The sequence below is a fragment of the Actinoplanes sp. 13 genome (genome assembly GCF_056134165.1).
The window spans coordinates 102973-121320 of sequence record NZ_JBVYOQ010000011.1; the positions used below are offsets into that span (position 1 = coordinate 102973).

The following is an 18348-nucleotide window of genomic DNA, read 5'->3' on the forward strand; positions in this document are numbered from 1 at the left end:
GTCTGGTCAGGCGCGTTGAAGGGAGCGCGCGGGTCACGTGCGCGCGGGGTGTCCCGTCGAGGCTTCTCCTCCATCGCACGGAGCCTAGTCGTTCTCGGCACGTTTCGCCTGTTGGCGACCGGTTGCGAAGATCCCCGGCGTGCCAAGTGGTGGCCTCTTTGTGCGGTGTCCGGAGGGTCCGGTATTCTCAAGCCTCGGTGACCTCCGGGTCACCGGGGAGACTTCGCCTAGTCTGGTCTATGGCGCCGCACTGCTAATGCGGTTGGGGTTTTAAAGCCCCTCCCGGGTTCGAATCCCGGAGTCTCCGCGCGAAAGCCGGTGTGTATGCTGGCTGAGCACCGGGCGCCCGTAGCTCAATGGATAGAGCATCTGACTACGGATCAGAAGGTTAGGGGTTCGAGTCCCTTCGGGCGCACTTTTAGAAATGGCCGTGACCTGCGGAAACGCGGGTAGCGGCCATTTTTCTGTCCCAGTTCCGACCCCGGATTTCCCGCATAGCGGGATGTGGTGATCCGGTGGTGATCGGTTGTTTCGGATCGAGCAATCCGTGCGGGTGTTGACCAGGGTTTATGCGTCCGACGCGGTGATCGTTCTCGCGATCGTCCGGCGGTCAGACGGTGACGGGTTGCCACCAGGCAGTGATGGTCACGTCGTGATTGAGGGTGTCGTCGATGTGGCGGTGAAGGGCGAGGTCGACGATGCGGTCGTCGTTGGGCTGGTAGGGCTTGGCCGGGTTTGGCATGCCAAGCATCGGTCCGAGGGCGTCGATCGCGGGTTTCCACAGGGTCGTCCAGTTGCGGTGCCGTGAGACGCCGAATGCGATTTGAAGTGCGACCGGTCCGGGTGGCAGGGGTTCGACGACGGTGTCGCGGCATGCCTGGTGGATGGTTTGTTTCCAAGCAGCGGATTCCGCGGACACCGATGTGCGCACCGTCAGTAGCGCCGGTGATTCTGGTTCCTCGATGGGGACGGCGGTCCCGACCGCGATGGTCGAGCCGTTCTGGCGGATTTTGCGGCCGAACACGGCGGCGACGCGGTTTGCTCCGAGGCGCCGGGCCACGGGGAACAGGTAGTTGTCGAGGTCCCGGCCGCCGCTTGCGAGAGGTAGCGGGTCGGGAAGGCCGACGATCAGCTCGATGGCGAGCGGCTCGTCCAGGTCCCAGGAGTCCGCGCCCAGCTGGGTGGCGACTTCGTCGAGGTAGGCCCTTAGACGTACCTGGTCGGGATGGCTGCCGGCGTTCCAGCTCTCCAGGACCGGTTCCGTGGCGAGGCGCCGGCGTAGGTGTGCCGAGGGCCGGGCGATGAGCTCCGTCATCTTGCCGATTGTTCCCGACCGAGTGCTCGGCGGGTGGGTTGAAGTCCTCGCCGGTACTGCCACCAGGACTCGGATGCCGACACGATTCCGCGGGTCCAGAGGTCGGTGCTCCCGTCGCCGATCTCCGCCCACATCTTCGCGTTGGCCTCGGCGAAAGCCGTCAGGCCGTCGACCGGTGCGGCCTGCCACGACGGGACCTGCGCCGCCCATTCCTCGGCCTGTTCGGGGTTGTGACCGGCGGTGACCAGCCAGCTCACCCAGTAGGCGGCGTCGAGCCAGGCCGCGCCTCGGGTAGCCCAGCCCCAGTCGACGAGGCGGGCCTCGCGGTCGCCGACCAGCACGTTGGCGGGGTTCAGGTCGGTGTGCAGCAGGCTGCCACCGGCGAAGTGGTGGAGCAGGTCTTCGCTGGTATAGGCGGCGAGCCTCTGCTCGGCCAGCCGTAAGGGCAGGTCCGGGCAGGGCAGCTCGCCGATCCGTGTGATGAGCCGAGCGACGCGGTCGAGGTCCTTGGAGTTCGGCGAGTAGTCGGCGCGGTGGCCGTCGAGAGCCTCGAAGAGGAGAACGTCCCAGCCGTCCTTGACAATCCGCGCGACCAGGGCGGCGCCGACAGTCCCGAGATGGGGTGCCATCTCCGCTTCGCGTTGCTGGGTCCATACCCAGCGGTGATCGACCGGTAGAGCCTTGAGGAAGTACCGGCCCTCGGCTGTTCGCAGCCGCGCGGCGACGGAGCTGTTGAGCCCTTCGGCCGCGGAGTCAGCGCCGGTCACCGAACCGATGATCTGGCCAATGCGGTGACGAACGGAGGCCGGTAACTGCTCGTAGGTGAGGCGTTTCGGAGGCAAGAGTTCAGTCCTCGGCGGATGGGGCTCGGGACCGCTCCTGCCCATGGCGCGAGGAGCGGTCCCGAGCACTCGATCAGTGTCTTACGGTCAGTTGTACGGGTTGTCGTCGCCGCAGCCGCGCTGGTTGCCGGCGGAGACCTGGTCGACGGTGGTGATGACGATGCCGGTCGGTTCCGGCTGGCGGGGTTGCGGCAGAAGCGACGTCGGGGCCGCGGTCGTGTCGGGACGGCGTGTGATCTGAACCGGGGTGGGGCTCATGATTCCTCCTTGTTCCCGTGCTGGCAGTAGTGACTCAGTGGTGCCTTCGCCGCCTGGTAGACCTTGGCCATGGGTCGGCATACCCGGCAGGTGGACGACAGCGTGCAGCCGGAACATCCACCGGTGCGAAGCATTTGGGCGTCCGCGATCGAGGGCAGACGCAGCAGGCCTTGCGGGCCTTCGGTGATGATGTCGATCGGGTTCTCCCGGCCGACCTTGCACATGGTCGCGTTGCCGTGCGGGTCGACGTGGAAGCTGGTGTGCCCGGCCGGGCAGCCCTGGAAGATCGCGGACTTGTCCAGGTAGCCGGGCGTCTGCGAGTCGAGGGTCGCGCCGTTGCCGGTATAGGTCGGCGAGATTGACCCGAACTCCTTGAACGCCAGCCCGAGACTACGGACCAGGGCGCGCATCTCGTCCAGCTCGTCGATGTTGTGCTTGGTGATGATGATCGTGACCTCGACCGGGAGCCCGGCCTCGGCGGCCGCTACGAGGCCCGCGTAGGTGTTCTTGAACGCGCTCCTGGTCCGGGTCAGGGCGAACGCGGTCTCCGGGCTCGCCCCGTACATCGACACCGTGATCTTGTGTGGCCGGAAGGTCCGGAAGACGTCGAGAATCTCGGGCCGGGCCAGGCGGGAGCCGTTGGTCAGAACCTCGACCATCATTCCGGCATCGTGGGCAGCCTGGTAGGCCGGTGCGAAGTGCGGGTCGATCAGAGGTTCGCCGCCAGTGATCTGGAACCAGAGCACGCCCATGTCACGCAGCGTCTCGATCAGGTGCAGTTTCTGCGACAGGTTGAGGCCGGCGAACGGGCGGGTCTCCAGGTAGCAGTGCTCGCAGGAGAAGTTGCAGCCCAGGTTGATCTCCCATGAGGCGCGGTAGTACGTCACGGGAAGGGTCGAGAGTGGACGGACCAGCAGCACATCGCGGGCCGGCCGGTTCCGCAGGTCGACGGTCCAGGCTTGCCCGGCGGCGTCGGCGAACCAGTCCGGCACGATGCCGTTGTCGTCGGTGAGGTCGGCGAGCGTGGCGTAGAACGCGGACGGTAGTTGCATCGCGGCTGGGTGACCGGGGCGGACGGCGACGAACTGTTCCTCCTGTGGGCTGATGATGGCCTCAAACATCCGATGCCTCCTCCTGATCTTTTGCGGGTACGGTCCAGGGATTGCTGCTGTCGAGCACGAGGTGTTCGACGGCTGTCGCTAGGTCGTCGGGATCGAGTTCCAGGACACAGCGGCCTTCGTTCCTGCTGATCCAGCCGATGTTCACCAGCGTGGTCCCTACCCTGACCACGACCGGCAGGTCGAAGACGTCCAGCAGCAGGGCTAGCAGTCCGGCGCGCTTCTCCATCGGCTTGTGCCCGTTCACGCGGCGAACCTCGGGCCAGTGACCCAGCCGAGGAACCGCTCGTACAGGTCGAGCGGTGGCCCGTTGGTGCCGGCCGACCAGTCGTCGATCGCCTCGACCAGATAGGAGCCCAGCAGGACTGACAGACCGTGGGGGAAACGCTGGTACTGCTCTGCGAGCTCGGCCTTGGCGACGGCACACGGCCACGGCTCGCCACAGACCTTGCAGTCCCAGGTGGGTCGCCCTCCCTGGTGGTCCGTCCGCGGCACTAACACCAGCGGCCTCCCACAGCTCGGTGCCCGCGTGCCGATTGCAGGGTCATTGCTGCCTCGCTGCAAACAATCCCCGGCCACCGCGTCCGGCGAGTGAAACTCGTCGGGCCGAGATCAGCTCCGGGCGACTTGCCCCCGGCTGGCGAACCGGCAACCGCAGGCTTCGCGAGAAGATCGTCACCGCGCTCTCCCGCCGCCAGCACGGTCCCGGCGAATCACATGCCAGGCAACGTCCCGTCGCACTCGACGTCACGTGCTCGTCAAGCGTCGTCTGGGCCCGACAGAGCATCTGCTCGGCCGACACCGCGTAGTAAGTGTTTCCCGCCATGCTTTCCTCCGTGACGCCGAGTTCGGCCGGTCACCCACCGCCACGGAGACGCTGCTCGCGTAGCGGCGGGGAGCCATCGCCGGTGTTGCTCGTGAGGCAGCCGGATCTCGCGGGCCGCCGTCTTTCACTGTTGGTCGCTTTGCGTTGCGATCGAGCGTGACGGTCCGGTGACCCGGAATGAAAGGCGGTTGGCGTCAGCCGCAGTCAGCCAACGTCGACCAGCAGCGGAGTACGCCCGCGGAAGTCTGCGGATACTGTGCGTTCATGAGCGCGGAGCCGAAGCGAGCCAGCGAATGGACCATCCACGGAGAACGCGTCATCGACGACACCCGCCGCGCGGTGCTGAGTATCGCCGACGTGGAACTACCCGACGGCGTGCGGTTCGAGCAGTATGTCCTTCGGATTCCAGGCGCGGCCATGGTCATCGTCGTCGACGACGAGCAGCGCGTTCTGATGATGTGGCGGCACCGTTTCATTCTCGACCGCTGGGTTTGGGAACTGCCTGGCGGCTACCTCGACCCCGCCGAGGAACCGATGGCCTGCGCCACCCGTGAAGTCGAGGAGGAGACCGGCTGGCGGCCCCGCAGCATGGAGAAGCTGGTGTCCTACCAGCCGATGGTCGGCACCATCGACCAGGACAACGTCGTCTATCTGGCCCGTGGGGCCGACTTCACCGGAGCGGACCCGGATATCAATGAAGCCGAGCGCATCGGCTGGATCCCCCTCGACGAGGTCCAGCGGCACATCGACGACGGCACGATCGTCGGTGCCGGCTCCGTGGCGGGCCTGCTCGCCGTACTCCTGCTGAATGCAACCGGCAAGCTCTAGGCGTTCTGCAGCATCGGTGCCGCACGCTCGGTGAACTCCTGGACCGCGGGAAGTCCGGCATGCTTCGAGAGCCGGTCCGCCAGGTCGGCCAGGTAGTCGCGTGCCCGTGAGGAGTACAGTCCTTCCACTGCGTCGACGGCCTCGACACCGACCCGGGCCGACTCCTCGACCTCGCCGGTCTGCGCGTGAGCCACCGCCAGCAGTACCAGGTTGAACTGACGCCCCCGGGCGTACCGTCGCCCGTCCATGTCGAGAGAGCGGGTAGCGAAGCGCTGTGCGAGGTCACCCCGGCCCAGAGCTGTGAAGCAGTGCCCGAACTTCGCCGCCAGATACGACTCGTCGAAGTAGCCGATCCACTGCGGCTCGCTGCTCCGGTCGGCCTTGTTGAAGATGCTCTCCGCCCTGTTCAGGGCAGTAGCGCAGGCGGCTTCGTTCCCACCGACCGCATGTCCCTGGGCTTCCAGTACTGCCGACTCCGCCTGGATCGCTGCGATGCCGGCCTCCGTCGCAGCCCACCCCGCAGCACGGGCGAGATCCACCGCTTCGTCCGAGGCCCGCAAATAGGCCGCCTGGTGACTCATCGCCGCAAGGATCTCCGCACCCAGCGCTCGGTCACCGGCACCGGCCGCGAGCCGTAACGCTTGGATAAGATACCGCTGAGCCAGACCATGCATGCCAGCGTCGTACGAGGTCCAGCCAGCCAGTTGCGTCATCTCCGCCACCGCGGACAGCAACTGCCGCCCGGTCCCGACGTCGTAGCGCCCACGGACCAATTCGCTGACGTCGTTGTTCAGGAAACGCACCAGGCTGTCCCGGATGTGCCCTCCGCCGAACTGGTTATCCAACGTCCGATACGTCGAGGTCATCCGGCGCACCGTCTCCACGTCCGGCATCCCGATAAGCCGTTCCCCAGCGCCCGAGGGCTGCTCGTCGAACGACGCCATCAGCCATCGCATGGCAGGAGGAAGAAAGGCGGTCGCGCTGAACCCGACACGCTGAAGAAGGTCTCGCCGCTGCATATCGCCTCGCCAAAGATCCACGGCGACATCGATTCCGTGCCGCCAATCCGGCGCGAACTCTGGCCCGGCGGGGACACCGCTTTCCGTTGAATCGACACCGACGGGCTGTAAGCCACTGTCGGCTGACACTTCCGTCACCATGGCGGACAGCTGGCCACCCGCCTGGAGCGCGCCATCGAGCAGTACCGCCACCGATAGGCTAGGACGCTTGCTTCCTGTCTCCAGATCCCACAAATAGCCGTGTGAACAATGGATCATGTGGCCGAGTCGCCGCAGCGATAAACCTCGCCGTTCACGCAGCTCCTTGAGCTTCCGTGAGAAATCGGGATCGACGACGACAGTCCGGCGCGGCATGACTCGCTCCCCAGGATCAGCCGAGAAGATCGGCTCGAAGATTTCATTGGTTCGCGTGGCTTGTGCGAACCATACCGGAATTCTTTCGACCCAACCGTTATCAACAAGCGCGAAAGGGCCGGACCCTATCCCGGCCCGACCCCGTTCGCTATCGCTGCCGCTATGCCGCTTCGCGGGGGATGAGGTTGGCGGCGGCGTCGGCGTTGGGTCGCCGGAGTTCGAGGATGACGGAGGTGTAGGTGTCGGAGGTGAGGCCGATGGTGGAGTGGCCGAGGACTTCTTGGATCTCTTTCATGTCGGCGCCGCCGTGGCGTAGGTAGGTGGCGGCGCAGTGGCGTAGGCCGTGCAGCCGTACGGGTGGAAGGCCACTTCGGGTAACGAGGTGATCGAAGCGGTCGCTGATGGCTTGCGGATGCCATGGCTGCCCGTCGGGGCGGACGAAGAACAGGCCGGTCTGCGGCCAGGTGTCACCGCTGACCTGCTGCCATCGGTCGCGCATGTCAAGGTAGGCGGTGAGGCCGGCGACGGTGGTGGGGCCGAGAGGGACGATCCGGTCGCCGGCGTCGCTCTTCACCTTGCGGATGACCGGTTCGTAGCCGACGGTGGTGATCTGTTGGACGATGCTGAGGTAGGCCTCGTTGAGGTCGACGTCGTGATCGCGGAGCCCGACGGCTTCACCTCGTCGCAGGCCGCGGTGCAGGATCAGTTCGAACATCGGGTAGAGCACGGCGTCGTGGCGTTGGGCGTAGTCGAGGAACTGTCCGGCTTGCTCGGGTCGCCACACCATCACCGGGCTGGGCCGCTCACTGGTGGTCCTCCAGAGTTCGATCGCCTTGGGTGTCCAGACGCGTGCCTTCGGCCGGGTGCCGGCTTCGAGTTCGACGCCGAGGGCGGGGTTGGCGGGGATGAGGCGGGCGCGGCGGACGGCGTCGTTGAGTGCCACCCGCAGGGTGGCGAACAGCCGGCGCATGCTGGCGGCTTCCATCGGCCGGATGCCTCGATACTTCTGGCGCACGACGGGGTCGGTGCTGGTCCGCGCGGTTCGGATCTGTTCGTTGCGGGCGTCGAGCGCGGTGAACATGAGCTGGATGTGGTTGGTTCGCAGGCTCTGCAGCGGGACCTCGCCGAGGTGCGGGATGAGGTAGGAGCGGATGTGGTCGCCGTACCCGCGGATCGTCTTGGGCGAGAGGCCTCGCCGTCCGGCCAGCCATTCGGTGAGGTACTCGCCGGTGGTGGTCGGCACGCTGGCGGGGACACCGGCGCGGACGCGGGCGGCGACGGTCTCACGGTCGGGCAGAGGGACGCCGTTCTTGCACGATCGGAGAAGGTCGCCGATCTGTACGGCGAGGCCGCTGTCGTCGCCGGCGAGGGCGAGCAGCGAGCGGGCGTGGTCGAGTTCGGTGCGTGTGGCGTCGCGGTCGTCGAAGCCGCTGCGGCGCATGACTCGTCGGCTGCGGCCCGGCCCGACGGGCAGTTCCAGTTGGTAGCCCCAGGTGCCGTGGGTGGTGCTCCAGGAGCCGCCGGGGCGTCGTAGTTTCGGGCATCCGCTGTTGAGTCGTTTGCCGGTGGTCGGGTCTTTGCAGCCAGGGACCGGCCGAGGCCGAAGATCCGGGCGGCGGTGGGCAGGTCGGTGACGGCACCCAGAGCGCGGATGCGGTCCTCGGGCCATACCTCATCGCGGTGGCCGGTGGACGGATTGTGACTGGGGATGGCGTTCACAGTGCGGGTGCTCCTGTAGCAAGAGACGGCCGATCGAGGGCGCATCCCTTCCGCTGCAGGGCGGCCGGGACGCGGGTGCACCCTCAAACCGGCTCTTGTCAGCTCCGGCGAACACTTCCCGGTCTAACAGGTTTCTGACAGCGCCTTCCACGAATCTGACAGTGCAGCTCAGGGCCTTGATCACCGCTCGCGGCAGGGCGAGGCAGAGGATCTGACAGCGTCCGCACACCGATCCCGTCGACGGCGCTGTCAGTCGGTTGCGCACAACCGAAGTCAGCGCTGTGTGCGTGATGAGACGTCGTGCCGGAACGGGACGAGATAGCCGCTGTCCTGCACCGTCAGATTCACTTCGGTCTGTCAGAAACCTGTTAGACCGGGAAGTGTTCGCCAGAGCTGACAAACCGCGTTTTGAACAGCGAGCCGGCGACATCGCGCTGTGCGGCCGTTGGCCGATCCCCGCGGACGCGGAAGCTGTGCGGGCAGGACAACCGGCGCGTAGGCCTCGTGGGCGACCGCTTCCCAGGGCCCGCCGGGGAGCACCGCGGCCCGTTGCCCACGACTAGGCCGTGACGGCTCGCCCCAGGGATCCGAGTCCGACCGCCTGCCATCCACGTCGGATCGGTCCGCGACCGCGGTTCCCGGCCGGCACCACGCCACTTTGCTGCGCTTCCAAACTCAAAGGGAGAGAACTGTGCCATCCGCAACTTCGGCATCGACAACGGTTCGCGTGTCAGCGTGGACGTCAGTCTTGCCGTCCGGGTTGACGTCAGTCTTCAACCGGACCCCCGAACCGACCCCTCCATCCGCCTCACACCGCAGGTCAGAGCGGCTGTCACCGCTGGCGACGTGTGCACCGACAGACCCTGCAATCATCCGGGTCTCCCCTGGGGTGCGGCATGGATGATCCCGTCCTGCGAGTGCAGTCCCAACTCACGACCCGTGACCGGATCCTGCTGGGCTGGCTCTACGACCACGGCGTCCTCACCACCTTCCAAGCCGCCAACGCCCTGTTCCCGTCACTGGACTTCTGCCAGCGCCGCCTCCGCACGCTCTACCAACTACGGCTGATCGCCCGCTTCCGCCCTCAGCGCGCCGACGGCGGCTCCCATCCGTACCACTGGCTCATCGACCAGCTCGGCGCCGAAGTCGTTGCCGCGGCCCGCGACGAGCGCCCACCGCGCCGCGACCATGCCCGCCTCGAACGTCGCCGCTGGACGTCCACTCGGACTCTCGACCACCGGCTCGGCGTCAACCAGTTCTTCACCGACCTCGCCGGTCACGCCCGCACTCACCCCGGCGCCGAACTCCAGCAGTGGCTGCCCGAAGCCGTCTGCCAGCGAGCCGGCACGTTCGTTACCGACAACGACCCGGCACTGCTGCGCGCATACGAACCACCGGTACGCCCAGACGGGTACGGGCTCTGGGTCGAGGACGGCCGCGAGGTGCCGTTCTTCCTCGAGTACGACACTGGCGCCGAACAGCTCAGCGTGCTGACCGCCAAGATCATCGGCTACGCGAGACTCTTCGCCACCCTCGACCGGTCCTGGCCGGTGCTGTTCTGGCTGCACTCCGCCGCCCGGGAACGCAACTTCCGGCTACGCCTCGCTGAAGTACCGACCTATTGCGCGTCGCCACCGGCACGCGCGAGGACTCAGTCGGTCCAACCGGCCAGGTCTGGGCCAGCGTGGGATCGAGCGAGCGCTGTCGCCTGTCAGGTCTATGACTAGCGACGTTGGCCGCGTCGGGCCTGCGGCACGCCTGGATCACGGCGGCAGCGGCCTGATTGATCAGCCGGGTAGATGATCACCCCTTGCTCTGACGGTCCAGTGCAGCGAAGGCCACCGCCATCGGGATGCTGACCTCGGAGTGGCTACCGCCCACGCTGCATCGAGAGCACGCAATGTTGTCGCAGTGTCACTCAGAGTGCACTATTGAGTGATAAGCGTGGATGGCTTGCGAAGGGTGCGCCGTGGTCTACATGCCCATACTCAAAGGCAGGGAAGGCGAGCTCAAAGCCATCGACCATCTGCCGGAGGTGCTGGCAGCGAGGGTGATGCCGATCTTTGAGGTGCCGCCAACCAGTGGGGATCCGATCAAGGATGCCCACAGCTTCGCCGAGAAGGCCCGGAACGTAATACCGCGGGGGATGAGCGTGGCGGTCGACGCTCGTTACCTGGATGATCCGGACGGAGGCTGGCGGGGACCGCTGCAGGCTATCGTCGACGATTTCGCCGACTGGTGCGTCCCAATCCGGCCGGTTCTCCACCTGAACGACTCCGAGCGTCGTCTGGCAGAGGCGCGACAGGCTGCGGAGATGCACGATGGGGAGGCTGTCATCCGGCTCGACGGCGACATCGCCGATCCTGACGAGGATGAAGCCGAAGCGGCGGTCGCCAACCTCTGCCGGCGGGCTGGGACGACGATCGAGAAGTCTGCACTCGTTCTCGACTTCTTCGACGTTCGCTCAGAACGCGACATCGGCAGAGTCGAAGCGCTGGCGCGAAAGTGCCTGGTCTGGGCGCGGCGCTATCCGTGGGAATCCATCACGGTGGCTTCAGGGGCGATGCCGGAGTCGATCGGTGACCTTCCGTACAACATCGCCACCCCCATACCTAGACGCGACCTTGCTCTCTGGAGACGACTCCAAGATCCCGACATCGTCTTCGGGGACTACGGCATCGCCCACCCGAAGATGAGCGTCAAGGGATGGCCTCCACCTCCGAACCTTCGGTACACCGACGAAGACGTGTGGTGGATATACCGATGGGCGCGCGACGGCAACGGCTACAAGAGCATGTACGACCTTTGCGCCTCGCTGGTGGCGGCGGATCACTGGCCGGCAGAAGGCGCCGCGTACTCCTGGGGCGATGCCGAGATCGCGCAACGCGCCGCCGTGCTCGGAGGTCCCGGGAACGCGGCAGGATGGCGAGCCTGGGGTACGGCACACCACCTGACCCACGTGCTGAAGATGCTCGAAGATTCGCACGATACCGGCGGCTGACTCCCCGTCGTCCGCTTCGCCGATCGTCATCCCCTCGCTGTTGGTCGACGGCCGCCCGGAATGCCGCTTATGATGCACCGCTGGCCGAGCCGCCCCGGGTCCAACTACGGGCGGACGATTACCCGGCGCAATTGACACTCAACCAAAGGGTGAACTGCGACTAGTGCGCTGACCATCCAGCAAGAAGGAGCTTGGTCACCCAATCGCGCGTGCCTGCTCCACTGCTGGTCGGCCAGCTCGAGGTGCTGGGCGAACTCTCACCTTGGCTAACAAGCAAGGGGAAAGGATCACGATCCCTTGCTGACAAGCCCGGTGAGGAAGCGGCTGGGCTGGCCGGACCAGGTGATGGACAGCGCCTCTCGGGCCCGGGTTGCCGAGACGAAAAGCAGCGAGCGTTCGCGCTGAATGTCACGCTGGTGGTCGAGATGGTCTGCTTCTTGCGGAGTGACTGCAGCGGGCAGGGGAAGGTAACGGGCGCCGGCGCCGATGATCGCGACCGCGCGGAACTCCAGCCCCTTAGCGCGGTGCATGGTCATCGCTTGGACACCCGCCTCCGGCTTAGAAATCTGCCCGGATTTGACGAGATTTGAGGGTAGGCCCGCCGTATGTAGAGCGTTTACTGCAGCAGTTGCAGCGGTGTTGGTACGGCCAATGACGGCGATTTCGTCGAGCGGGATACCGCCTTCGTGCCAGCCCCGGATACGGCGAACCAGGGCATTCATTTCCGCCGTCGGTGAGGAATATCCGATGACATCGGGTTTGCCTCCCCGCAGGATGGAGCGGTAGCCGCGTAGGCTATCGGAACCACCGTCGAGGTCGTCGTAGCCGTCAGGGTCATGCGGGTCGATAACGCTGACGGCGGCTTCGAGAATCTGTCTGGTGGTGCGGTAGTTCAAGGTCAGTCGGTGGGACCGGCCGCGGATGTCGATTCCGAGCTTACCGAGGGTCACGCGGCTGTCGTAGATACGCTGGAAGGTGTCGCCGACGATGAACATGTCGTCCTTGGCGGCCGGGGCCAGGGCGCGAAGCAGAATCCAGTGGGCGGCGTGCAGGTCTTGGGCCTCGTCAACGACGACATGCCGGTATGGGCGGTCGGCGTCTGTCCATGTCGCGGTGATGTCGCCGGCGCGGACAGCGGCCTGTTTGAAGCCGAGGGCCTTGTCGCGGTCCAGGCGCCGGCCGGCTGTGGCCACGCCGATATGGTGCAGGCCGGATGTCTTTTGCCTTCGATGCGGAGCGGATGCGTTTCAGGCGAGGCGGTGGAGGGTTCTGTGGTCGGTGACGATGGCGTGGGCCACGTCGGTGAGCTTTCGATTGTTGTTTCGGGCGTAGGTGCGGATGCGGGTGAACGCCTGATCGACGTCGATCTTGTGGGCTTGGGCGATGGCACCCTTGGCCTGTTCGATGACGACGCGGCTGTTCAGGGCGCCTTGGAGTTGTTCGGTCAGGACTTCACCGCGATGGATGGCGCGTTCCTGTAGCAGCGCGATGGCGGCTACGTCGGCGAGGGCTTGGACGATCGGTATGTCCGGGCCGGTGAAGTCGCCGCCTTTGGTGTCACCGAAGACGTTCAACGCCCCGATGCTCTGGTGGCGTAGCCGCATGGGAAAGGCGTGCACGGATTGGAATCCGCTGGCGGTGGCGTGGGGGGCGAAGCGGGGCCATCGGGTGGCGGCTTCGCCGAGGTTCACGTTGATGACCGGCTGCCCGGTGCGGAACGCCTCCAGACACGGCCCTTCGTGGGTTTGCAGCTGGAACAGTTCGAGGAGTCTGACGTTCTCGTCGGAGCCCGCCATGAATTCCAGGCGGCCGTCCTTGTCGGCCAGGACCAGCCCGACGGCGGCGGCGCCGATCAGGGAGGCGGTGCGGTCGGTGAGCATGTGCAGAAACTCGATCAGGTCGAAGTCGTCGACCAGTGTGTCGGCGACCTCGACGAAGATCGTCGCCAACCGTTCGGCGGAAACGGTGGTCATACCTGACTCCCGGCATCGAGGCGATGGGTGCGGCACGGTCATGGGCGATCTCGGTCGAACTGCAGCCGGCGGGCTACGACGTCGCGGGCCACCTCGTCCACGCGGCGATTCTCGGCGTAGGCGTAGGCCCGCATCCTGGCCATGGCTTCACTGATTGTCCCTCCGATCTGCACCATCACCATGCCTTGGGCCTGAAACAGTTGCGCCCGGTAGCCGACCGCGTCGGCGACATCGCCGTCGGTGTCGTCGTCGCTGGTGGCTTCGTGTTGGTCGAGCAGGGCCTGCATGGTGATCTCGGCGAAGGTCATCGCATCGTTGAGCTGGTCGCTCGACAGTGCCCCGGGCTGATCACGAAAAACGTCGAGGACACCCAGCCGGGCGGCGCCCATCTGGAGCGGGAACGCGAATACCGCGCCTATGCCGTCGGCGCGAGCGGCGGGGCCGTACATCGGCCAGAGGGCCGCCATGTCGTCGCTCAGGTCGGGGACCAGGACCGGGCGGCGGGACTCGAAGGCGTCGATGCAGGGCCCTTCACCGAAGACGAACTGAAGTTCCTCGACCCGCTCGCAGCGCGCGTCGGAGGCCGCACACACCCCGCGTATCCCGTCGTCGGTCAGCACACTGATGCCGGTTCCGGACGCGGCCAGTGTCCGGGCGGCGGTCTGGCACACCCGTTGGAGGTAGTCGGCGATGCCGTGGGAACGGCCCGGCTGCGCCGCGATGAGGTTCCTGATCGCGGTGGCCCGGTCAGCCATGACTCGTGCCTCGCCGGCGTAACGACGGGAGTTTTCGGCACGGCACGGTCAAGGACGAGCAGTAATACGGAACGGGCATGGCTGCACCTCGGCGGCGGAAGAAGAGACCGCCGGGTCCTGGGCAGTAGCACCAGATGATTCCGGTCCTACTACGAGTTTACTCGCACCGACAGTCTTCGGAGATGCGGCACCGAAAACGTCACCCGGCTTGCAGGCCCCCACGATGCGGGTAGGGTCACTGATACGAGTCCCGGTGGAGGGGCCGTTGCCCCGGACCCCGGCATGTTGCACGCCACCTGAGGCGGGGACCATGCCTGAGAGTTCCGACAGCAGCGTCTATCGATCCGCTCACGGGCTGACGATCACCGTCCGCGCCCTGCCCGGTGACGGCCGCTGTGCATATGTGTGTCTGGCGGGGGAGATCGACCGGGATTCGCGCGCGATCCTGTCCCGGACCGTTGACTGGCTGACCACGACGGCGCCGGTCAGCGTTCTGATGGACCTTGCCGCGCTCACGTTCGCGTGCTCGACGCTACCGAACTTCATCGCACACGTTCGCCACGCTGTGCCCGGCGACGCTGAACTCATTCTGTGGCGGCCGAGACCGGAGACCGAGTGGGTGTTGCGAGCCACCGACATGCCTGCCATCGCCACGATCCGCGGCGGGCCCATCCAAGGCTGCGGCAGCCGTTGAATGCCGCCGGCCAAGGACGAGGCGCACTTCCTGTTGGCAAGCGACGCGCTGCCGGGATGCTGGGCGACATGAGCGCGGACGGCTCGCGGCAAGCAGAGACCGGCGACCGTCCGGATGCCGGGCTGAAGCGGCTGGAGGACCAGGTGGAGAAAGGCCTGGACCACCTCGGCGCCGTGATCAAGCCGCGGTTGAGGGGATGGCTGCACGTCGGCGCCTTCCCTCTTGCCGCGGGCACAGGAGGACTGTTGACCGTGGTGTCCCCGGACGCCCGTACCCGGCTGGCCCTGGCGCTGTTCACACTGTCGGCAGCCCTGCTGTTCGGTATCAGCGCGCTGTATCACCGCGGCCACTGGACTGCACGCGTCGAGGACGTGCTGCGCCGGTTGGACCACGCCAACATCTTCCTGATCATCGCCGGCACCTACACCCCGTTCTGCGTACTCGCGCTCCCACCCGGGCAGTCCCGGACCCTGCTCTGGATCGTGTGGTGCGGCGCGCTGGCCGGCGTCGCCTTCCGGGTCCTGTGGGTCGGCGCCCCGCGCTGGCTGTACGTACCGGTGTATGTCGCCCTGGGCTGGGTCGCCGTGATCTACCTACCCGCGTTCTGGCGGGCCGGCGGCGCACCGGTCGTCACCTTCCTCATTATCGGCGGTGCTCTTTACACCCTCGGCGCGGTGGTCTACGGCCTCAAACGGCCCGACCCGAGCCCACGCTGGTTCGGATTTCACGAGGTCTTCCACGCCTTGACCGTCGCAGCGTTCGCCGCCCACTGCACCGGCATCGCCATCGCCCTGACCGCCACCTGACATCGCGATCCAAGGGTCCCCGCGGGTCGGATGCGACGGCCATCGCTGGGGTCCGCCCGTGGTCATCACGCCAGACGCGGATCTGCCGAATCCCGGACATTCGCGGCCGGCTACTCGGGGAGGGCGCGTCGGCATGTGTATCCAATGTGAAGTGAGGACATCACCATGACCCAGTTCCATCAGCTCGACCGGCAGGTCACCGCTCCGATCACCGACGCCGTGGGCTGGGACGCGCTCGATGTCCGTGCCGTGGACACCGCCCGGCTGCTCGCCGCGGACGCCGTGCAGAAGGTCGGCAACGGTCACCCCGGCACGGCGATGAGCCTGGCGCCGCTGGCCTACCTGCTGTTCCACGACGTCATGCGGCATGACCCGAACGACGATCAGTGGCTGGGCCGGGACCGGTTCGTGTTGTCGGCCGGGCACACCAGCCTCACCCTCTACACCCAGCTCTACCTCAACGGGTACGGCCTGGAACTGGACGACCTGCGCGCCCTGCGCACCTGGGGTTCGGTCACGCCGGGGCACCCCGAGTTCCGGCACACCCGCGGTGTGGAGATCACCACCGGGCCGCTCGGTCAGGGCTTGGCCAGCGCCGTCGGCATGGCCATGGCCGCCCGCCGCGAACGGGGCCTGCTCGACCCGGACGCCGCACCGGGCACCAGCCCGTTCGACCACCACGTGTACGTCATCGCCTCCGACGGCGACCTCATGGAAGGCGTCACCGCCGAGGCCAGCTCCCTGGCCGGGCACCAGCAACTGGGCAACCTGGTGGTGTTCTACGACGCGAACCACATCTCCATCGAGGACGACACCGACATCTCGTTCAGCGAGGACGTTCCCGGACGGTACGCCGCCTACGGCTGGCACGTGCAGACCGTCGACTGGACCAGCACCGGTGAGTACGTCGAGGACATCGACGCCCTGCACGCCGCTATCGAGGCCGCCAAGGCAGAGACCGGGCGGCCATCGCTGATCAAGCTCCGCACCATCATCGGCTGGCCCGCCCCCACCCTGCAGAACAGCGGCAAGGCGCACGGATCCGCCCTCGGCACCGACGAGATCGCCGCGACCAAGCGGCTGCTCGGCTTCGACCCGGACGCCTCGTTCACCGTCGAGGACGAGGTACTGACCCACGCTCGTGCGAGCGTCGCGCGCGGGTCACGCGTACATCAAGAGTGGTTGCCCGGTTTCGAGGCCTGGCGCACCGCCCACCCGGACCGGGCCGCGCTGCTCGACCGGCTGCTCAAGCGGCAGCTGCCGGACGGCTGGGAGGCCGCCCTGCCCACCTTCGCGCCCGACGCCAAGGGCATGGCCACCCGCAAGGCCTCCGGAGAGATCCTGACCGCGCTCGCCCCGGTCCTGCCGGAGCTGTGGGGCGGCTCAGCCGATCTGGCCGAGAGCAACAACACCACCATGACCGGCCAGCCGTCGTTCATCCCGGCCGACCGGCAGACCCGCAACTGGCCCGGCGGCCCGTACGGCCGCACTCTGCACTTCGGCATCCGCGAGCACGCCATGGGCGCGATCCTCAACGGCATCGCCCTGCAGAGCCTCACCCGCCCGTACGGCGGCACGTTCCTGGTGTTCAGCGACTACATGCGCCCCGCCGTCCGGCTGGCCGCGCTCATGCAACTGCCCGCCACCTACGTCTGGACCCACGACTCCATCGGCCTCGGCGAGGACGGCCCCACCCACCAGCCCGTCGAACACCTCGCCGCGCTGCGCGCCATCCCCGGCCTGGACGTCGTGCGTCCCGGCGACGCCAACGAGACCGCCGTCTGCTGGCGGACCGTCCTGGAGCACACCGACCGGCCCGCCGGCATCATCCTCACCCGGCAGAACCTGCCCGTGCTCGACCGCGGCCCCGGCGGATACGCGGCAGCGGACGGCGCGGCCCGCGGCGGCTACGTGCTGGCCGGCGCCGGCGATGACGCCGATGTGCTGCTGATCGCCACCGGCTCGGAGGTACAGATCGCCCTCGACGCCCGTGACCTGCTCGCCGGCGAGGGCATCACCGCCCGCGTGGTGTCGATGCCGTGCCGGGAATGGTTCGCCCAGCAGACCCTGTCGTACCGCGACAAGGTGCTCCCGCCCAACCGGCGCGCCCGCGTCAGCGTCGAGGCCGGCATCGGCCAGGGCTGGCGCGACATCGTCGGCGACGCCGGGCGCATCATCAGCCTCGAGCACTTCGGTGCCTCCGCCGACCATCAGCGGCTCTACCAGGAGTTCGGCATCACCGCCGTGGCGGTCGCCCAAGCGGCCCGCGACAGCATCAACGCCACGTCCGATCCGGTGCGCCCCGGCGGTGACCAGCCGACCGCATCCCCCACGATGGGCGGCACGGGCGACCGGCAGGAGTGAAATACGTCCTGTTTGGAAGGGATGGCACCGGGCATGCTTCCATCGAAGGCAACGAATGCCGATTGCCGTCCGGAGCTTCCCGCATCAAACCCGTACTGCCAGAGCAGTACGCCGGTCCACGCATAAACAGCTCCAGGAGACATACATGTCCAGCACCACCAACCGCACCGACGCCTCCACGACCGGCGCGGTGCGCCGCCGTTCGACCGAGACCAAGGCCGCGTTCAAGACCACCGAGTTCATCGCGTACGTCGTCATCACGCTGGCTGTCCTGATCGCCTCCCTGGTGGTCGACGGCAACGGCAACGGCGACAACGGCGCCGGCGGCGACTACTTCCGCGCCGACCGCGCATGGTTCTACGTCGTCCTGCTGACCATCGGCTACCTGATCAGCCGTGGCCTGGCGAAGTCCGGCACCCGCGAGCACGCCGACGCCTGACGGCGCTGATGACCGCCGCCGACCCCGACGGGTCGGT

The 18348-nt window shown here is 67.0% G+C and carries 18 protein-coding genes and 2 tRNA genes; 9 read left to right on the top strand and 11 right to left on the bottom strand.

Going from position 1 to position 18348, the window contains the following annotated elements; all coding sequences use genetic code 11:
- The first annotated feature begins 216 nt into the window (after positions 1-216).
- Positions 217-307: transfer RNA gene (locus AC0NH5_RS22250), tRNA-Ser, on the top strand.
- A gap of 35 nt (positions 308-342) precedes the next feature.
- Positions 343-415, top strand: a tRNA-Arg gene (locus tag AC0NH5_RS22255).
- 195 nt (positions 416-610) lie between these two features.
- On the opposite strand, the gene AC0NH5_RS22260 is transcribed toward AC0NH5_RS22255, so the two are convergent.
- The 6 genes from AC0NH5_RS22260 to AC0NH5_RS22285 form a co-directional block, all read right to left on the bottom strand.
- Entirely contained in the window at positions 611-1315 is a 705-nt protein-coding gene (locus AC0NH5_RS22260) for a RusA family crossover junction endodeoxyribonuclease (protein ID WP_474406879.1), read from the bottom strand.
- Entirely contained in the window at positions 1312-2082 is a 771-nt protein-coding gene (locus tag AC0NH5_RS22265; RefSeq protein ID WP_474406881.1) for a phosphotransferase family protein, read from the bottom strand. The genes AC0NH5_RS22260 and AC0NH5_RS22265 overlap by 4 nt, the downstream gene beginning before the upstream one ends.
- A gap of 162 nt (positions 2083-2244) precedes the next feature.
- On the bottom strand, positions 2245-2415 hold the full coding sequence (locus AC0NH5_RS22270; RefSeq protein WP_474406883.1) for a hypothetical protein: 171 nt from the start codon (positions 2413-2415) through the stop codon (positions 2245-2247).
- Positions 2412-3536: a radical SAM protein gene (locus AC0NH5_RS22275; protein WP_474406885.1), complete on the bottom strand. Its 1125-nt coding sequence runs from the start codon at positions 3534-3536 to the stop codon at positions 2412-2414. Before AC0NH5_RS22275 ends, AC0NH5_RS22270 begins: the two co-directional genes overlap by 4 nt.
- Complete coding sequence (locus AC0NH5_RS22280) at positions 3529-3780, bottom strand: hypothetical protein (protein WP_474406886.1); 252 nt, start codon at positions 3778-3780, stop codon at positions 3529-3531. Before AC0NH5_RS22280 ends, AC0NH5_RS22275 begins: the two co-directional genes overlap by 8 nt.
- Positions 3777-4034, bottom strand: a complete 258-nt coding sequence (locus tag AC0NH5_RS22285) for a hypothetical protein (protein ID WP_474406889.1) — start codon at positions 4032-4034, stop codon at positions 3777-3779. Before AC0NH5_RS22285 ends, AC0NH5_RS22280 begins: the two co-directional genes overlap by 4 nt.
- 589 nt (positions 4035-4623) lie before the next feature.
- Here AC0NH5_RS22285 and AC0NH5_RS22290 point away from each other — a divergent pair.
- On the top strand, positions 4624-5187 hold the full coding sequence (locus AC0NH5_RS22290; RefSeq protein ID WP_474406892.1) for an NUDIX hydrolase: 564 nt from the start codon (positions 4624-4626) through the stop codon (positions 5185-5187).
- Here AC0NH5_RS22290 and AC0NH5_RS22295 read toward each other — a convergent pair.
- Positions 5184-6560 carry a helix-turn-helix domain-containing protein gene (locus AC0NH5_RS22295; protein WP_474406895.1) on the bottom strand — a complete coding sequence of 459 codons (1377 nt, stop codon included), beginning with the start codon at positions 6558-6560 and terminating at the stop codon, positions 5184-5186. The genes AC0NH5_RS22290 and AC0NH5_RS22295 overlap by 4 nt on opposite strands.
- Positions 6561-6720: 160 nt before the next feature.
- Positions 6721-8001, bottom strand: a complete 1281-nt coding sequence (locus AC0NH5_RS22300) for a tyrosine-type recombinase/integrase (protein WP_474406898.1) — start codon at positions 7999-8001, stop codon at positions 6721-6723.
- A gap of 1174 nt (positions 8002-9175) precedes the next feature.
- Between AC0NH5_RS22300 and AC0NH5_RS22305 the strand changes: the two genes are divergently transcribed.
- Together AC0NH5_RS22305 and AC0NH5_RS22310 are read left to right on the top strand one after the other, a co-directional pair.
- On the top strand, positions 9176-10006 hold the full coding sequence (locus tag AC0NH5_RS22305) for a replication-relaxation family protein (RefSeq protein ID WP_474406900.1): 831 nt from the start codon (positions 9176-9178) through the stop codon (positions 10004-10006).
- 251 nt (positions 10007-10257) lie between these two features.
- Entirely contained in the window at positions 10258-11280 is a 1023-nt protein-coding gene (locus AC0NH5_RS22310; protein ID WP_474407148.1) for a beta family protein, read from the top strand.
- Positions 11281-11567: 287 nt separating this feature from the next.
- On the opposite strand, the gene AC0NH5_RS22315 is transcribed toward AC0NH5_RS22310, so the two are convergent.
- The 3 genes from AC0NH5_RS22315 to AC0NH5_RS22325 are packed head-to-tail and all read right to left on the bottom strand — an operon-like array spanning position 11568 to position 14008.
- The gene (locus AC0NH5_RS22315; RefSeq protein ID WP_474406902.1) at positions 11568-12473 is read right to left on the bottom strand and encodes a 3'-5' exonuclease; all 906 of its coding nucleotides are present in this window, start codon (positions 12471-12473) and stop codon (positions 11568-11570) included.
- A 54-nt stretch (positions 12474-12527) separates the two neighbouring features.
- Entirely contained in the window at positions 12528-13253 is a 726-nt protein-coding gene (locus tag AC0NH5_RS22320) for an ANTAR domain-containing protein (RefSeq protein WP_474406905.1), read from the bottom strand.
- 38 nt (positions 13254-13291) lie between these two features.
- Complete coding sequence (locus AC0NH5_RS22325) at positions 13292-14008, bottom strand: GAF and ANTAR domain-containing protein (RefSeq protein WP_474406907.1); 717 nt, start codon at positions 14006-14008, stop codon at positions 13292-13294.
- A 310-nt stretch (positions 14009-14318) separates the two neighbouring features.
- Here AC0NH5_RS22325 and AC0NH5_RS22330 point away from each other — a divergent pair, with 310 nt between their 5' ends.
- The 4 genes from AC0NH5_RS22330 (at position 14319) to AC0NH5_RS22345 (ending at position 18311) form a co-directional block, all read left to right on the top strand.
- Positions 14319-14702 (top strand): STAS domain-containing protein, encoded by a 384-nt coding sequence (locus AC0NH5_RS22330; protein WP_474406909.1) that lies wholly within the window; start codon positions 14319-14321, stop codon positions 14700-14702.
- A gap of 68 nt (positions 14703-14770) precedes the next feature.
- Complete coding sequence (gene trhA, locus AC0NH5_RS22335) at positions 14771-15508, top strand: PAQR family membrane homeostasis protein TrhA (protein WP_474406912.1); 738 nt, start codon at positions 14771-14773, stop codon at positions 15506-15508.
- A 165-nt stretch (positions 15509-15673) separates the two neighbouring features.
- On the top strand, positions 15674-17872 hold the full coding sequence (gene tkt / locus AC0NH5_RS22340) for a transketolase (protein ID WP_474406914.1): 2199 nt from the start codon (positions 15674-15676) through the stop codon (positions 17870-17872).
- 145 nt (positions 17873-18017) lie between these two features.
- A complete protein-coding gene (locus tag AC0NH5_RS22345; RefSeq protein ID WP_474406915.1) occupies positions 18018-18311 on the top strand; it encodes a hypothetical protein in 294 nt (97 codons plus the stop codon).
- Positions 18312-18348: the final 37 nt, after the last annotated feature.

What these genes read in the sequence shown, in the direction of transcription:
- AC0NH5_RS22295 (WP_474406895.1), bottom strand. Translation starts at nt 6,560, where the DNA reads ATGCCGCGCCGGACTGTCGTCGTCGATCCCGATTTCTCACGGAAGCTC.
- AC0NH5_RS22310 (WP_474407148.1), top strand. Translation starts at nt 10,258, where the DNA reads ATGCCCATACTCAAAGGCAGGGAAGGCGAGCTCAAAGCCATCGACCAT.
- AC0NH5_RS22305 (WP_474406900.1), top strand. Translation starts at nt 9,176, where the DNA reads ATGGATGATCCCGTCCTGCGAGTGCAGTCCCAACTCACGACCCGTGAC.
- AC0NH5_RS22320 (WP_474406905.1), bottom strand. Translation starts at nt 13,253, where the DNA reads ATGACCACCGTTTCCGCCGAACGGTTGGCGACGATCTTCGTCGAGGTC.
- AC0NH5_RS22330 (WP_474406909.1), top strand. Translation starts at nt 14,319, where the DNA reads ATGCCTGAGAGTTCCGACAGCAGCGTCTATCGATCCGCTCACGGGCTG.
- AC0NH5_RS22270 (WP_474406883.1), bottom strand. Translation starts at nt 2,415, where the DNA reads ATGAGCCCCACCCCGGTTCAGATCACACGCCGTCCCGACACGACCGCG.
- AC0NH5_RS22275 (WP_474406885.1), bottom strand. Translation starts at nt 3,536, where the DNA reads ATGTTTGAGGCCATCATCAGCCCACAGGAGGAACAGTTCGTCGCCGTC.
- AC0NH5_RS22300 (WP_474406898.1), bottom strand. Translation starts at nt 8,001, where the DNA reads ATGCGCCGCAGCGGCTTCGACGACCGCGACGCCACACGCACCGAACTC.
- AC0NH5_RS22290 (WP_474406892.1), top strand. Translation starts at nt 4,624, where the DNA reads ATGAGCGCGGAGCCGAAGCGAGCCAGCGAATGGACCATCCACGGAGAA.
- AC0NH5_RS22260 (WP_474406879.1), bottom strand. Translation starts at nt 1,315, where the DNA reads ATGACGGAGCTCATCGCCCGGCCCTCGGCACACCTACGCCGGCGCCTC.
- trhA (WP_474406912.1), top strand. Translation starts at nt 14,771, where the DNA reads ATGAGCGCGGACGGCTCGCGGCAAGCAGAGACCGGCGACCGTCCGGAT.
- AC0NH5_RS22325 (WP_474406907.1), bottom strand. Translation starts at nt 14,008, where the DNA reads ATGGCTGACCGGGCCACCGCGATCAGGAACCTCATCGCGGCGCAGCCG.
- AC0NH5_RS22345 (WP_474406915.1), top strand. Translation starts at nt 18,018, where the DNA reads ATGTCCAGCACCACCAACCGCACCGACGCCTCCACGACCGGCGCGGTG.
- tkt (WP_474406914.1), top strand. Translation starts at nt 15,674, where the DNA reads ATGACCCAGTTCCATCAGCTCGACCGGCAGGTCACCGCTCCGATCACC.